The sequence below is a fragment of the Providencia sp. 6390 genome, from assembly GCF_058148425.1.
The window spans coordinates 238,718-254,052 of sequence record NZ_JBYVYL010000005.1; the positions used below are offsets into that span (position 1 = coordinate 238,718).

Annotated in this window: 16 protein-coding genes; 4 read left to right on the forward strand and 12 right to left on the reverse strand. The window is 43.1% G+C overall.

Going from position 1 to position 15,335, the window contains the following annotated elements; genetic code table 11:
* Positions 1-2 precede the first annotated feature (2 nt).
* The 5 genes from AC3Z9T_RS12685 to AC3Z9T_RS12705 form a co-directional block, all read right to left on the reverse strand.
* A complete protein-coding gene (locus tag AC3Z9T_RS12685; RefSeq protein WP_490126485.1) occupies positions 3-749 on the reverse strand; it encodes a DUF1190 domain-containing protein in 747 nt (248 codons plus the stop codon).
* A gap of 12 nt (positions 750-761) precedes the next feature.
* Positions 762-1,169, reverse strand: a complete 408-nt coding sequence (locus AC3Z9T_RS12690) for a DUF350 domain-containing protein (protein WP_490126486.1) — start codon at positions 1,167-1,169, stop codon at positions 762-764.
* Between the two features lie 221 nt (positions 1,170-1,390).
* Positions 1,391-2,548: an ABC transporter permease gene (locus AC3Z9T_RS12695; RefSeq protein WP_490126487.1), complete on the reverse strand. Its 1,158-nt coding sequence runs from the start codon at positions 2,546-2,548 to the stop codon at positions 1,391-1,393.
* Entirely contained in the window at positions 2,548-3,693 is a 1,146-nt protein-coding gene (locus AC3Z9T_RS12700) for an ABC transporter permease (RefSeq protein WP_490126488.1), read from the reverse strand. The genes AC3Z9T_RS12695 and AC3Z9T_RS12700 overlap by 1 nt, the downstream gene beginning before the upstream one ends.
* 11 nt (positions 3,694-3,704) lie before the next feature.
* A complete protein-coding gene (locus tag AC3Z9T_RS12705; protein ID WP_490126489.1) occupies positions 3,705-4,676 on the reverse strand; it encodes an HlyD family secretion protein in 972 nt (323 codons plus the stop codon).
* Positions 4,677-4,907: 231 nt separating this feature from the next.
* Between AC3Z9T_RS12705 and AC3Z9T_RS12710 the strand changes: the two genes are divergently transcribed.
* The 4 genes from AC3Z9T_RS12710 to AC3Z9T_RS12725 are packed head-to-tail and all read left to right on the forward strand — an operon-like array spanning position 4,908 to position 7,902.
* Positions 4,908-6,590 carry a LytS/YhcK type 5TM receptor domain-containing protein gene (locus AC3Z9T_RS12710; RefSeq protein ID WP_490126490.1) on the forward strand — a complete coding sequence of 561 codons (1,683 nt, stop codon included), beginning with the start codon at positions 4,908-4,910 and terminating at the stop codon, positions 6,588-6,590.
* A 13-nt stretch (positions 6,591-6,603) separates the two neighbouring features.
* Positions 6,604-7,320 (forward strand): two-component system response regulator BtsR, encoded by a 717-nt coding sequence (gene btsR / locus AC3Z9T_RS12715; RefSeq protein WP_490126491.1) that lies wholly within the window; start codon positions 6,604-6,606, stop codon positions 7,318-7,320.
* A 42-nt stretch (positions 7,321-7,362) separates the two neighbouring features.
* Complete coding sequence (locus AC3Z9T_RS12720) at positions 7,363-7,737, forward strand: YjaA family stress response protein (protein WP_490126492.1); 375 nt, start codon at positions 7,363-7,365, stop codon at positions 7,735-7,737.
* 3 nt (positions 7,738-7,740) lie between these two features.
* Complete coding sequence (locus AC3Z9T_RS12725) at positions 7,741-7,902, forward strand: hypothetical protein (protein WP_490126493.1); 162 nt, start codon at positions 7,741-7,743, stop codon at positions 7,900-7,902.
* Positions 7,903-8,010: 108 nt separating this feature from the next.
* Here AC3Z9T_RS12725 and AC3Z9T_RS12730 read toward each other — a convergent pair whose 3' ends face one another.
* From AC3Z9T_RS12730 to rbfA, 7 genes are all read right to left on the reverse strand, one after another.
* Positions 8,011-9,954: a DEAD/DEAH family ATP-dependent RNA helicase gene (locus tag AC3Z9T_RS12730; protein ID WP_490126494.1), complete on the reverse strand. Its 1,944-nt coding sequence runs from the start codon at positions 9,952-9,954 to the stop codon at positions 8,011-8,013.
* Positions 9,938-10,024, reverse strand: a complete 87-nt coding sequence (locus tag AC3Z9T_RS12735; RefSeq protein ID WP_490126617.1) for a hypothetical protein — start codon at positions 10,022-10,024, stop codon at positions 9,938-9,940. The genes AC3Z9T_RS12730 and AC3Z9T_RS12735 overlap by 17 nt, the downstream gene beginning before the upstream one ends.
* A 99-nt stretch (positions 10,025-10,123) precedes the next feature.
* Complete coding sequence (gene nlpI / locus AC3Z9T_RS12740) at positions 10,124-11,041, reverse strand: lipoprotein NlpI (protein WP_490126495.1); 918 nt, start codon at positions 11,039-11,041, stop codon at positions 10,124-10,126.
* Positions 11,042-11,123: 82 nt separating this feature from the next.
* Positions 11,124-13,247 carry a polyribonucleotide nucleotidyltransferase gene (pnp, locus tag AC3Z9T_RS12745; protein ID WP_490126618.1) on the reverse strand — a complete coding sequence of 708 codons (2,124 nt, stop codon included), beginning with the start codon at positions 13,245-13,247 and terminating at the stop codon, positions 11,124-11,126.
* A 279-nt stretch (positions 13,248-13,526) separates the two neighbouring features.
* Positions 13,527-13,796, reverse strand: coding sequence for a 30S ribosomal protein S15 (rpsO, locus tag AC3Z9T_RS12750; RefSeq protein ID WP_006657959.1), 270 nt, complete (start codon positions 13,794-13,796; stop codon positions 13,527-13,529).
* Positions 13,797-13,920: 124 nt separating this feature from the next.
* Complete coding sequence (truB, locus tag AC3Z9T_RS12755) at positions 13,921-14,865, reverse strand: tRNA pseudouridine(55) synthase TruB (RefSeq protein WP_490126496.1); 945 nt, start codon at positions 14,863-14,865, stop codon at positions 13,921-13,923.
* A complete protein-coding gene (gene rbfA / locus AC3Z9T_RS12760; RefSeq protein ID WP_070925673.1) occupies positions 14,865-15,275 on the reverse strand; it encodes a 30S ribosome-binding factor RbfA in 411 nt (136 codons plus the stop codon). Before rbfA ends, truB begins: the two co-directional genes overlap by 1 nt.
* Between the last annotated feature and the right edge of the window lie 60 nt (positions 15,276-15,335).

Genomic DNA, 15,335 nt, shown 5'->3' on the forward strand with positions numbered 1-15,335 from the left:
AATCATCCACCCTTACTTTTCGATTTGTTCCCGAAGCCACCACGAGATGTCGTCTTAGTTGAATTATTATGATAATTGGCAGGTTTTAGCTTATTGGAACCATCAGAAACCCATTTTTCTGATGAGCCAACCTCATGATAAACATTAGGCTCATAACGAGTAGAATAAAATGGACGCGCCCTAGAAAAATAGTAGCCACCACCACCTCCTCCTCCTGAATGAGTTTGCGTCGAGCTATAACGCTCTACTGCCTCAGGAGATTCATTAATTGAAAATCCTGCGAGCTTGGGTCCATAAATATCCTGTTCATTCAAGTGATGACAATATTCAGAATCAACATTTTCTGATAAGCATTGAGCATACTGAGATGGGCTTAGTTTACGCTTACCTTGTATACAATTTCCTGTACCATATACGTTTTCGCAAAGATCGAGTTGGCGATACGTCGCCATGTTTCGCATCAATTCTTGCTGTGCTTCCTCTTGTTTTTGTGCACAAAAAGAAAGGTTATAACCTGCTTGCACGCAATCATTGGTATCCTTAAATAAGGATATTTTAGGCGTTTCAGATTCCTGATCGCAGCTACGCAGCCCAAAAAATACCGCTCCGCCCATAATAGCCAACGTCAGTAAACCCGGCCCTTTTCGAGTCTCTTTAGTACTCACGCCGATCCGTTTAATCTCCGAGCCACCTTGATGGTAGCTATTCTTTTTTCGTCGACTATTTTTCTTTCTATTTTTCTTGTTCATAACGTTTTTTGATTAATAGCTCATACTGACAGCATTCAAAATACCAAATCCAAGCGATGTACCACCTAAAAATAAACCAGCAGAAATGTTATTCTGTTCAATCTTTTCGCTAATTTTTGGCATATATATTTTAGTTGCACCCAGTACCAATAATTGAACCAATAAAGCAATAACGCCCCAAATAACGCAATCAAGAATACTTACAGAATGAGAAATAGCACTCGATAACGGCGTGATATAACCAATCATGGCACCAATAAACGCGATCCCAGCGGCGGTATTGTTCTGCTTAATGAGTGCCCATTCATTATGCCGAGAGACTCGCGTATAAATAAATAAAAACACCAGTACCATAATAGTACCAATGAAAAAGTAGCTGATAAAAGAAAGTAATGCAGAGAATATAACAGAGAAGTCCATAAATGCCCCTTTTAATTAAGGGCTGAAATTTATATCAATCTATTTAAAAAATAAACTTAATTAAATAAGTTCTTACAAAATCATTAAATGCCATTCTTAATATGAATATAAAATTAATTAAATACTACAATCTTGTGTATATTTTTATTCTTTGAACAAATCAGCTTAATGAATTTTTAAAATCACAACAAAGAAAAACGGGACAGCGCCCGTTTTTACGATTACTCATGATGCTGTTTACGCCAACGATGAATAACATGAGATATATGCCGTAACTCACCGTCACGTAACATGCCAATAAACACACCGATCGCCGTATAAATTACCCCCAGCACTAGCATCATAACAATATCCATCAGGACCCCGCTGAACGGTAGCCCCATCTGATTAATGCCTGCCATTGCGCTCGTCGCCCAAGTCGACGGCAAAGCGTAAGCAATCATTCGTACCCATTCAGGCATTGCCTGTAATGGCCAAATGGTTCCTGACATATAAAATACTGGTGTGGTGATAAATGCCAATGTCAGATAAATCATTTCAACGCTACGCAAACATTCTGTCACTAACTTGCCAAGTCCCAGCACAGCAAGTAAGAATGGGAAAGTCAGCATCCATAATTGGTATAGCGGCGCTTCTTGGCGGTAACCTAGGATCCATGGCCATAAAGCAAAAAATACTGTTGATAAAAATAGCCATATTGGTATCAGAGCCGACAGTGCACCTAAATACACTGCAAGTGGTGGTTTTCCTTTAGGTGTTCCGCGGATAGCAATACTGACACGCACACAAGCAATCAACAGTGAGTGCTGTAATAGCATCACTAACAGCCCTGGAAATATAATCGCAGCAAAGCTAACACCGGGGTTATAAAGTGGCTCAGTGACACTACGAATGGGTGTGATGATCACTTCTGCTTGCTGTTTACTGTAGCCTGAATCCACCAGCAATTGGGTGTTATAGCTATTCAACAACGTTTGGTAAGCACTTACTAACTCTTGCTGGATCTGACCGCTCGCTAAACGGTTTGTCGCATCACCATAAACAGGTATGGTAATGTTTTTTCCATTTAGTAAGAATTTTTCAAAATCTGTAGGGATAATAATGATGGCAAACAACTGCCTATTTATCATGTCCTTGCGCGCTTGAGTCAAATTATCATAGTTGTGTAGCTCTACCTTAGGTGCCGCATCTAAATCACGAATTAATGTACGACTCGCAACACTATGATCCTGATCGATAACAGCAACAGGCAAATCCCATAAAACCGGTTTTGCATACACCAAACTCATCACACATAGAGAAACCAATAATAACAGCCACATTGGCTTATCCAACATGCCGAGCAGTACTTTACGGAAGGTAGCAAAATACATCTGCATTATAGTTCCCCTCCCTGAGCGGCAATCCGTTTAGGTAAACGCTTACGGATCAAAAATGCGGTAACCACTGGGTAAATCAATAAAAATAAGCACACTTCCACAATACGCATAAATGAAATTTCACGTAAGAAAATATCAAACATCGCATTAAGGGTATGAGTAAGAGGCTCAATATTGGAAATGATTTGAGCAGGTAAAATCATGGATAATTCAGGTACAGCCATACCCGAAAAGGCCAATGCAATACTGACCAACATCCCAATTAAACTGTAAGCCATAATAGCGCTAGAGGTAAAACTAAATAGTAATAAACCAATACTTTGCGCTGCTATCACATAAAAGAAGCCAACCATTATCATATACAAGGGATTGCCCACCACCTTAGCATCAAAAATGCTCACTAGTGCGGCTAATTCCACCACTAATAAGGTGGTAAAAAACAACGTATAAGGTGCCATTTTGCCTAAAACTGCCATCGAAAATGGCTTCACACTCTGCAATATAGAGCTGCGTGATAAGGTATAAATGGTGCAAGTTACCACAAACAACTGCAACATATGGATCGTTGCTGCAAACTGCTGATAATAAATATAGCTGCCACTTGGGTTAAATAAGCTATCGTAGGAAAGTGTCACTTGTGCCAATGGTGGTAACGCTTTACCCATTGAACTAGCGAGTTGAGTACGATACTTCGCGTTCAGTTCTGCGACGAGCCCGCTAAAATCTTGAATGGCGTAACTACCAGAGGCATAGAATAATGCGTTGTAATACATGCGTAATTCAGGCTGACGCCCACGCAACACATCAGCTTCAAAATTAGTTGGAATATACAATAATGCATAGTCTTGAGCACTCGCCAAACGTTTTAGTGAGGTATTGAGGTTATTATCAATCGCTTTAACGTCTGCATGAGGCCCTGCATTTAAATCTCTCACCACCATCCTTGAGACTGGGCTGCTATCGTTATCCACCACAGAAACAGGTAGATTCATCAGTGTGCCTTCTGAAAAGTTAGCACTTACCAACGTAAATAACATCAAAGGAAACAACCAGCTCAACCAGTGAAAAACGGGGCTACGAATGGCGGCTTGTGTTTCTCGACTAAAAGCATGCTCAAAACCATGCCAAGCGAATTTTAATTTCATATTCGCGCCTTCTATTTATCCCAGCGCCATAACACGCTCATGCCAGGCCTTAAACCATCAATTGGCTCCAACGGATACAAACGTACTTCAAAGGTTTTCAAGTCAAAGTCACCTGTTGCTCGGGTTGCCCTTTTGGTTGCATAGTCCCCTTTTGGTGCGATATAGCGAACTTCCGCTTCCACTTTTTTATCACCTAATGCAGGCACATCGAGCTGAACTTTATCGCCTTTTTTGACATCAACAAGAATGTCTTCGCGTAAATTGTAAATAAAATACGCTTGAGGGATGCGCACCATGGTCAGCAATGGGCTACCTGCATTGAAAATTTCACCCACCTCAGCTGGAATTGGGCCAACTTCACCATCCACAGGGGCTTTGACTTGCAAATCATCAAGTTGAACCTGTAGTTCAGCCAATTTTTGATCAGCTTCATTGAGCTCGGCTTGATATTTTTGGCGTAATTCAATGCGATCACCGTTTTTCGCTTCTTCAAGTTGTGCTTTAGCTCCTTGAACTTGCTGGAAAGCCACATCTTTGGCTTTTCGTGAACTATCAAGTTCATTGGCGGAGACATATCCTTTACCTGACAAATTACTTAATCGGTTATATTCACGAGAGGCATTTTGATACTGAGATTCCGCTTGTGACAATGATGCTTGTAAATTACGCAGTGTTTCTTCACGAGTTCCGTGAAGTGATTGATCTAACTGAGCTTGCGATTGGTCTCTTGCTGCTTTTAATGCTGCATACTGAGCTGTGAGCTCAGGACTTTCCAATGTAATCAACAGCTGCCCTTTTTTAACATCATCTCCACGCTCAACGTGACGTTCAATCACTCGTCCTTTGGCTTTCGATGTCACCATAACTTCAGGTGCGTCAACTTCACCTTGTAATAATAAAAATTGATTATGGGAATGAAAAAGTGCCGCCGCCGCTATCAAAATCAGCATCAACAAAATCAGTGCTATTGTTCTTTTTTTCATTATTAGTAAAACCTTAAATAATCACGGAGGAAACTATGGCAATGAAATTATCGCAGCAATTGCCAGCACAGCGTTAATAAATTTGTGCGCAAGGTCACACATAGAAGGGGGAAACGCCTATTATTGAATCAGGTACAGTCTTATGTCAAATAAAGATAGCATATCACTATTATCTAATTAGCAGGTTACGCTACAATCGCCACCGTTAAAGCAGCAAAACTGGAAACCTTAATGTACGAGTTCGATCTGATCCTGCTGCTATTGCAGCAGATGTGTGTTTATTTAGTCATTGCATGGGCACTGAGTAAAACCCCACTAGTGATCCCTTTATTAAAGGTGACCATTCGCCTGCCACACAAAGTGATGTGTTATGTCATTTTCTCAGTTTTCTGTGTGATGGGAACCTATTTTGGCTTACATATCAATGATTCAATCGCTAATACACGAGCCATCGGCTCAGTGCTTGGCGGCTTGCTTGGCGGGCCCGCCGTTGGTTTTGCTGTTGGTTTTACAGGTGGTCTACATCGATACTCCCTCGGGGGGATGACAGCTTTTAGTTGCATGGTGTCAACTATCGCTGAAGGGCTAATTGGTGGCCTTGTGCATCGCTATTACATGAAACGTGGACAAATCAATAAAATATTTAACCCACTCACCGCCAGCTGTGTGACCTTTGTCGCCGAAATTATTCAAATGTTAATTATTTTATTATTGGCGCGCCCTTTCGACGAGGCATTAGAACTGGTCAAAAATATCGCTGCGCCAATGGTCATTGCCAACACTATCGGTGCAGCAATGTTTATTCGTATTTTACTTGACCGTCGTGCCATTGTTGAAAAATATACAACCGCATTTTCAGCACAAGCACTAAAAATTGCGCTTTGTACTGATGGCATCCTGCGCAAAGGCTTTAATGCAGATAACAGCATGAAGGTCGCTAAAATTATCTACCAAGAGCTAGAGATTGGTGCAGTCGCCATCACAGATAGAGAGAGGATTTTAGCGTTTATTGGTATTGGAGCTGATCATCACCGCCCAGGAACCCCCATAGCCTCAGATCAGTCAAGGCGAGCCATCGATAACAATGAGGTCGTTTACGCAGATGGTAATGAAACGCCTTATGAATGCTCTTTAAGCCCTACCTGTAAATTAGGCTCAGCACTGGTGATCCCACTTAGAGGGGAAAATGAACGCGTTATTGGTACTATTAAGCTTTATGAGGCGAAAAACCGCCTATTCAGTTCAATTAACCGCACATTAGGTGAAGGGATCGCCAGTTTATTTTCGGCGCAGATCCTCGCAGGACAATATGAGCGTAATAAACAGTCCTTATTACAATCTGAAGTAAAACTATTACATGCTCAAGTTAACCCACACTTTTTATTTAATGTATTGAATACCTTACAAGCCGTTATTCGTCGGGACAGCCAGCAGGCAGGTCAGCTAGTTCAGTATATTTCCACTTTCTTTAGAAATAACCTTAAGCGCCCTGAGCAGCACGCCACATTAGGCGAAGAATTAGAGCATGTGAATGCTTACTTACAGATAGAAAAGGCCCGCTTCCAAGAAAAATTACATATAGAGCTGGATATCCCTGAACACTTAAAGCAGGTTGAATTACCTGCTTTTTCGCTACAACCCATTGTAGAGAATGCAATTAAACACGGCACCTCACAGTTATTAGAGACTGGATATATTACAATAAGAAGCTATATACGTGGTGAGCAGGTTTATATCGAGATAGAAGATAATGCAGGGCTCTATCAACCCACAACGCAAAGTGATGGTTTGGGTATGAGCCTCGTAGATAAACGCCTCAGACTTAAATATGGCGAACAATATGGCGTGAGTGTGGAGTATGAGCCTGAGCAATTTACACGCGTACAGTTACGATTGCCTTACGTTTTAACATAATAGAACACTACTTATGAAAGTATTAATTGTTGATGATGAACCACTTGCTCGGGAAAATTTACGTTGCTTGCTTGAAGAACATGACGATATTGAAATCATGGATGAATGTGCCAATGCGATTGAAGCAATCAGTGTGATCCACAAAAAGAAACCTGATGTCGTATTTCTTGATATTCAAATGCCACGCATCACTGGTCTGGAAATGGTGCGCATGCTCGATCCCGAAGATCGGCCTTATATCGTCTTTTTAACCGCTTTTAACGAGTTTGCTATACAAGCTTTTGAAGAACATGCGTTTGATTATTTATTAAAACCGCTCGAAAGTGACAGGCTAAATAAAACACTCACTCGCCTACGCCAAGGCCGACAAAAACAAAATCTTGAGATCTTAAGTGACCATGAGCCATTAAAATTCATCCCTTGCACCGGCCATAGTCGCATCTGGCTAATGAAACTCGATGAAGTACAGTATGTGACTTCACGAATGAGCGGCGTTTACGTAATGAGCACACAAGGGCAAGAAGGCTTTACTGAGCTGACACTAAGAACCTTAGAACTACGCACTCCATTAGTACGCTGCCATCGTCAATATTTAGTTAACATGACCCAATTAAGTGAAATTTTGTTTGGTGATAGTGGGCAAGCAGAGCTAGTCTTAAGTTCGGGAGAACATATCCCAGTAAGCCGCCGCTACTTAAAGCCGTTAAAAGAGGCACTAGGACTTATTTAAAACACTCATTTAAAAGATGACGCGTATATAGGGAGATCACACATGGCCGACTACTACTTACAACTCCGTACCAACTCAATGACCTTAAAAAACCTAGAAACCCATGAAGAGTACACCGCAGAAGGCGAGTTCTCATCATCTCGATTGATCATTGGCGATTTCTATGTCGCACAAAGCCTTCTAGTACAACTTATCGATGCAATGAAACTGAGTGTTCGGTTGCCGTTAACACCACACCACCGCATTGTCATCCAAGCCTTAGAAAAAAATGAAGGCGGCTTAAGCCCTGTCGAAGTCAGGCTACTCGAAGAGATCACCGTTGCGGCTTTTAACCATAAGCTTAAAAAAGTGATAGTCAGCCATGACACACTGCCAATGCCACAAAGGCATGCAGAAGAGTTGTTGAATAAGAAGTAAAGTATGAATATAGAAAATATCAATAATGAATCGCAACAAACAAGAGATCAATTAGATGCTGATGCACTTTTTACATTAATCATGATGGCTAAATTAGACATCGAAACGGGTCGTTATATGCCCGTCGATGAAGCCTTTCAAAGATTGGAAGAATCAAGATGTTAGAAGATTAATGATTCATTTATTAAAGTCATAAAAAAACCCGCTATCCAATTGGAAGCGGGTTTTGCATTTTAACAAGTGCCTGTTTAATCAAGGCACTCGATAGTTTAATTACGCGTTATGGCTAGTGCTGCGACGACGCGGTGCTGCTGTATTGTGATCTTCATTACGACCACGTGGAGCACTGCTGTTACCACGATCACGGTTACCACCACGGCGATTACCACCTGCGCTCTCACGATCGCCACCACCACTACGACGGTTTCCGCCTTCGCGGTCATTACGACGGCCTGCGCCGAAACCACCTTCGCTACCACCGTCACGACGTGGACCACCACGACGCTCACGGCGTTCAAATGGTTGTGCATCACCAATCAGTTGCATCTGTGTTGGTTTGTTCAGAATACGTGCGCGGCTTAAATGCGTTAATACGTCAGTTGGCATGCCTTTTGGTAATTCGATTGTAGAGTGCGTACCGTACAATTTGATATTACCGATATAACGGCTGCTGATGTCAGCTTCGTTAGCAATCGCACCAACAATGTGACGAACTTCCACACCATCATCACGACCCACTTCGATACGGTACATTTCCATATCGCCAACATCACGGCGCTCACGACGGCTTTTATCGCCACGTTCTGCACGATCAAAACCATTACCATTGCTGTTGCTACGCTCACGACGACGATCATCACGGTCGTTAAACTCACGACGTGGACGACGCGGTGCATCAGGTGGCAGGATCAGAGCACGTTCACCTTGAGCCATTTTCAGCAATGCTGCTGCTAATGTTTCCATATCAACATCTTCTGATGGAGACAGTTTAGTCAACAGTGCACGGTATTGGTCTAAATCGCTGCTTTCAAATTGCTGTTGAATTTTCTCAGCAAATTTAGCCTGACGACGCTCGCTTAACAGTTGTGCATCTGGCAGCTCAACTTCTGGAATAGTCAGCTTCATGGTGCGTTCAACATTACGCAGCAGACGACGCTCACGGTTCTCTACGAACAGTAACGCACGACCTGCACGGCCAGCACGGCCAGTACGACCGATACGGTGAACGTAAGATTCTGCATCCATTGGGATATCATAGTTAACAACTAAACTGATACGCTCAACGTCAAGGCCGCGAGCCGCAACGTCAGTTGCAATCAAAATATCCAAACGACCATCTTTCAAACGCTCTAACGTTTGTTCACGCAGTGCTTGGTTCATATCACCATTCAATGCCGCACTATTATAACCGTTACGTTCAAGGGCTTCAGCCACTTCCAGCGTTGCGTTTTTAGTACGAACAAAGATGATTGCTGCATCAAAATCTTCAGCTTCTAAGAAACGAACCAATGCTTCGTTTTTACGCATGCCATACACAGTCCAATAGCTTTGAGCAATATCTGGACGTGTTGTAATGCTAGCCTGAATACGGATTTCTTTAGGCTCTTTCATGAAACGGCGTGTAATACGACGAATTGGCTCTGGCATAGTTGCAGAGAACAGCGCAGTTTGATGTTCAGCTGGAATTTGGCTCATGATGTTTTCAACATCTTCAATAAAGCCCATACGCAGCATTTCATCCGCTTCGTCCAGTACTAAGCCTTTCAGTTTAGAAAGATCTAAAGTACCACGTTTTAGGTGGTCAAGTAGGCGGCCTGGTGTACCGACAACCACTTGTGGGCCTTGACGCAGAGCACGTAATTGCACGTCATAGCGTTGGCCACCATACAGAGCAACAACGTTAACGCGGCTCATGTGTTTAGAAAAATCGCCCATCGCTTCAGCAACTTGCACTGCCAACTCACGAGTTGGAGCAAGAACTAAAATTTGCGGAGCTTTTAAATCAGGGTCGATGTTGTGAAGCAGTGGCAGACTGAAAGCAGCGGTTTTACCACTACCTGTCTGTGCCATACCCAGCACATCATTACCTTCCATCAACAATGGAATACATTGCTGCTGGATTGGTGAAGGTTTTTCGTATCCCAGGTCGTTTAGTGCAGTCAAAATAGACGCTGATAAACCTAAATCAGCGAAAGAGATATCAGTCTCGGTGGTCATGTAAAGGTGCCTCATACTTAATGGCGGCCAGTTTACATAACCGTGCGAAATTCATTTCGGTCATTTTCATTTAAAATGTGAACTGGCTCAAATTGTGTTATTAAACGAACAAATAGGCCGTCACCCCTAAGGATGATGACTCAAAAAATAATCATGAAATGTTCGTCAGCTATTGCTGGCCCGATTCTAAAAGGTCGTCTTGTTCTTGGCCTAACAGCGCCAATTCCAACAATGCATAGCGGTGTTCAACAAAGCTGTGAGCGTTGTTAGCCACCGTCAGTTTGAATAACGCAGTTGCGCTATCCTTATCCCCCAGACTTAGGTAATGCTTACCTAAATAGAAGTTAGTTTCACTGAGATGCTCAGCGAGCGAAGTGTTATCCGTAAAAGTTTCCTTCAAACGCGTCATCAATGTGTTTTCACTGATGTCACCGAGATAAAACTCTACGATATTCCAGCCCCATTGCCCCTTCTCCGCACGGTTATAACGAGCTGCAAGGTTTTCTTGCGCCATATGCGGGTCTATGTCTTTTTCAACGAGATAAAGCCACAGAGAACGAAAAGGATCATTTGGATCTATCTGATAATACGCCAGCAGATCATCCTGCGCTAATTTATGACGGCCACCGTAATATAATGCGATGCCGCGGTTCATACGCGCGAAATTGTAAGTTGGATCAAGCTCTAATACAGAATCAAACGCTTCATAGGCGGCATCATAGTTGCCAGCCTGCGTAAAATATATTCCTAAAAAGTTAAAGATTTCAGGAATATCTGGGCGGATCGCTAACGCAGTTGAAAAATCATTGCGCGCTAATGCCCTCAAACCGAGACTATCATACAACACTCCGCGCTCATATAAAAGCTGGGCGTACTCATCATCGGTCAAAGATCGGCTCGCAAGAATTTGTTCCATACGAGCCAATATCACTTCTTGCTGTAATGATGGTTGCAAAGGAACGGCAAATACCTCGTTTTTACGCCAATCCTTACTGCTACATCCAAGTAGGACAAAAAAGATAAGCGCAGAGACCACACGAGCAAACGTGTTTAAGTCCCTAAACCGAAGACAGATACTGTTCAGCATACTCCGTCCTTACATTACCACTATTTCAGCAAATTTACGGCTAAATGCGCCCTCACTTGAAGGGCGCTGTTCCAGTATCAGCCTATTCTGCTGAGTCCTGTTGCTGCGCTGGAGCTTCTTCCGTTGCGACAGCTTCTTTCATGCTTAGGCGGATACGGCCTTGACGGTCGATTTCCAATACCTTAACAGGAACTTCTTGACCCATTTGCAGATAGTCAGTCACTTTCTCAACACGCTTATCAGCGATTTGAGAAATGTGAACTAAACCTTCTTTACCGCCACCGATAGCAACGAATGCACCGAAGTCAACGATACGAGTAACCTTACCTTGATAGATACGGCCAACTTCAACTTCTGCAGTGATCTCTTCGATGCGACGGATAGCTTCTTTTGCTTTCAGGCCATCAGTTGCAGCAATTTTCACAGTACCATCATCTTCAATTTCAATGGTTGTACCAGTTTCTTCAGTCAGTGCACGGATCACTGAACCACCTTTACCGATAACATCTTTGATCTTGTCTGGGTTGATACGGATAGTATAGATACGTGGTGCGAATTCAGAGATCTCTTCACGAGGGCTGTTAATCGCTTGTTCCATAGTGCCTAAAATGTGCAGACGAGCACCCTTCGCTTGGTTCAATGCAACTTGCATGATTTCGCGAGTGATACCTTCAATCTTAATGTCCATTTGCAGTGCACTGATACCATCACGGCTACCAGCCACTTTAAAGTCCATATCACCTAAGTGGTCTTCGTCACCAAGGATGTCAGAAAGTACAACGAAATCGTCGCCTTCTTTAACCAGACCCATAGCAATACCTGCAACAGCCGCTTTAATTGGTACACCAGCGTCCATCAGAGCCAGAGAAGCACCACATACAGAAGCCATTGAAGATGAACCATTTGATTCAGTGATTTCAGATACAACACGTACTGTGTATGGGAAATCAGCGTGGTTTGGCATCACAGCCAGAACACCACGTTTTGCTAAACGACCATGACCAATTTCACGACGCTTAGGCGAACCAACCATGCCTGTTTCACCAACAGAGTATGGAGGGAAGTTATAGTGGAACAAGAAGCGGTCAGTGTACTCGCCCATTAATTGGTCGATTACCTGTGCATCACGCTCAGTACCCAGCGTTGCAGTGACTAGCGCCTGTGTTTCACCACGAGTAAACAGAGCTGAACCATGAGTACGTGGTAGAACACCAGTACGTACGTCGAGCGCACGGACCATATCTTTCTCACGACCATCGATACGTGGCTCACCACGGATAACACGGCTACGTACAACTTGTTTTTCTAAGTTAGCAAGGATGTCTGCAACTTCAGAAGTATCAACGTTTTCGTCTTCAGCAACGATTGCCGCAGTGACTTCATCTTTAATCAAGTCAACTTGTGCATAACGCTCTTGTTTCTCAGTGATACGATATGCATCGCCCATACGGCTTTCAGCTAATGCAGCCACTTTATCTTGCAGAGCTTGGTTAACTGGCTCAGCTTGCCAATCCCATTTTTCTTTGCCAGCTTGTTTAACTAATTCGTTAATTTCTTTAATAACAACTTGCTGTTGGTCGTGACCAAAAACAACTGCACCAAGCATTTGTTCTTCACTTAACAGCTCAGCTTCTGATTCAACCATCAGAACTGCGCTTTCAGTACCTGCAACCACTAAATCAAGGCGACTTGATTTCAATTCATCAGCAGTTGGGTTCAATACATATTGGTCATTGATAAAACCAACGCGTGCCGCACCGATTGGACCATTAAAAGGAACACCTGACAGTGCCAATACAGCTGATGCACCGATCATTGCAACGATATCAGGGTTAACCTGTGGGTTAACAGAAACCACAGTAGCAATGATTTGGATTTCGTTCAGGAAGCCTTCTGGAAACAGTGGGCGTAATGGGCGGTCAATCAGACGAGCGATCAGTGTTTCACCTTCACCCGGGCGGCCTTCACGACGAAAGAAACTACCTGGAATACGGCCTGCCGCGTAGGTACGCTCTTGATAGTTAACAGTCAGAGGGAAAAAATCTTGCCCTTCTTTAACTTTTTTCTGAGCTACCGCAGTAACGAAAACCGCAGTGTCATCCATATTCACCATGACGGCAGCTGTCGCTTGACGAGCGATCATGCCAGTTTCAATGGATACCGTGTGCTGACCATATTGGAATTTGCGAACGATAGGATTTAACAAAATATTACCCTTCATTTTTAGGCCGCTGGAGCTTTTCTAGCGACATTGGCTTTCTCTTCCTACCACAGCCTCGCGACTAATGAGAACACAGATGTTCATGTTATCAATTTTCTCATTAGCCGCGCGAATCGGTGTAGCTGAAGAGGCGTTAATAAAACAACTAATTACGGATCATAGCTTAGCATTTAAGTTAAGTATAATTCGAGTATTACTTCAACTTTAAATATAACTTTTAGAAGAAAAGGGGCCGCTGGCCCCTTTTCTTTAAAACTAATCAGACTAGCGACGCAGGCCTAAACGCTCGATAAGAGCGGTATAACGCGCGATGTCTTTACCTTTCAAGTAAGCTTGCAATCTACGACGCTGAGCAACCATACGCAGCAGACCACGACGGCTGTGGTGATCTTTTTTGTGCTCTGAAAAGTGGCTTTGCAGATGGTTGATTTGAGCAGTTAACAGAGCGATTTGAACTTCGCTTGAACCAGTGTCGTTTTCACCGCGGCCGAATTCAGCAACGATTTTTGCTTTAGCTTCAGTACTTAGAGACATAATGAACTCCAAAAATATATAAATGTATGTAATGAGAGCCAATCTCTAATTTAGCATCTCACAGATTAAGCGCCGCTATTCTACGCTGCTTAGCGGTGCAAAGCAATAAGTGCCGCAATGCGGATTATTCATTTTCGACGACTAAACGCTTCGGGGCAACCCGAAGATCTTCGCTAATCACAGCAATACCAATAAAGCATTGGGAGTCACCACGAGTCACTCGGATCAGAGTTCCTTCAGCCAACTCGCCAATATCAGCTCTAACTGGTTGACCTTGCTTGAAATAAGCCGCCGTTTCCTCAGTTAAATTAACAGCTGGAAAGTGTACAACCGCAGTATCCATTGGTAACAATAAACTGTCGAGCAAGGATTCAAAAGAACCTTCACCAGCGTCTATTTTAGCTCTCAACTCAGCCAACTGTTCCAATGTCACCATGCGTTCGTACGGATAATTTGCCACTTGGACTCGGCGCAGGTAAATAACATGGGCACCACAGCCTAACATCTCACCTAAATCATCAATAATCGTTCGAATATAGGTGCCTTTAGAGCAGTGAATTTCCAGCTCAAGCTCATTCCCCTCAAAACGGATAAACTGTAGCTCATAAACTGTAATTGGCCTAGCTTCACGCTCCACCGTGATCCCTTTTCGTGCATACTCATACAAAGGGCGCCCCTGATGTTTCAATGCAGAATACATAGAAGGGACTTGCAAGGTATCACCACGAAAGTGCTCTAAAGCATTATCAAGCTGAGCTTGTGTAAACTCAATGTTACGCTCGCTGATGATTTCGCCATGAGAATCAGAGGTATCGGTACGTTGCCCTAGGCGAGCAATCACGCGATAACGTTTATCTGAATCGAGTAAAAACTGAGAGAACTTGGTTGCTTCACCAAGACAGACTGGAAGCATCCCAGTTGCAAGTGGGTCTAACGCACCAGTATGGCCCGCTTTATTTGCATTGAAGAAGCGCCGCACTTTTTGCAGCGCATCATTTGAAGAAATATCAGTGGGTTTATCCAGCAGCACAACGCCATCTATATTACGGCCGCTACGACGACGCCCCATTATTTTTCCTCTTTATCGTCCGCATTTGCACGGCGTATTTCATCATTACGAATAACATTCGAAACTAAGTTAGACATACGCATACCATCAACCAGTGAGCTATCGTAAGAGAACGTTAACTCTGGAATGACGCGTAAACGCATCGCTTTACCTAATAAAGAACGAATAAAACCTGAAGCCTCATTCAGAGCTTTAATACCATCTTGAACCATTTGTGACTCATGCTCTTCATGAGAAATGTTTAAGAAGGTGACAAATACTTTACCGTAGGCCAAGTCTCTTGATAGTTCAACACCAGAAACCGTTGCCATACCAATACGAGGATCTTTAACTTCGCGTTGCAAGATGATTGCAATTTCTTTTTGCATTTCTTGTGCTACGCGCTGAGAACGACTAAATTCTCTTGCCATATCCATATCTCCTGATACTTGATATTAAAGGGGGCAAAAGCCCCCTCTAAAAATATATCA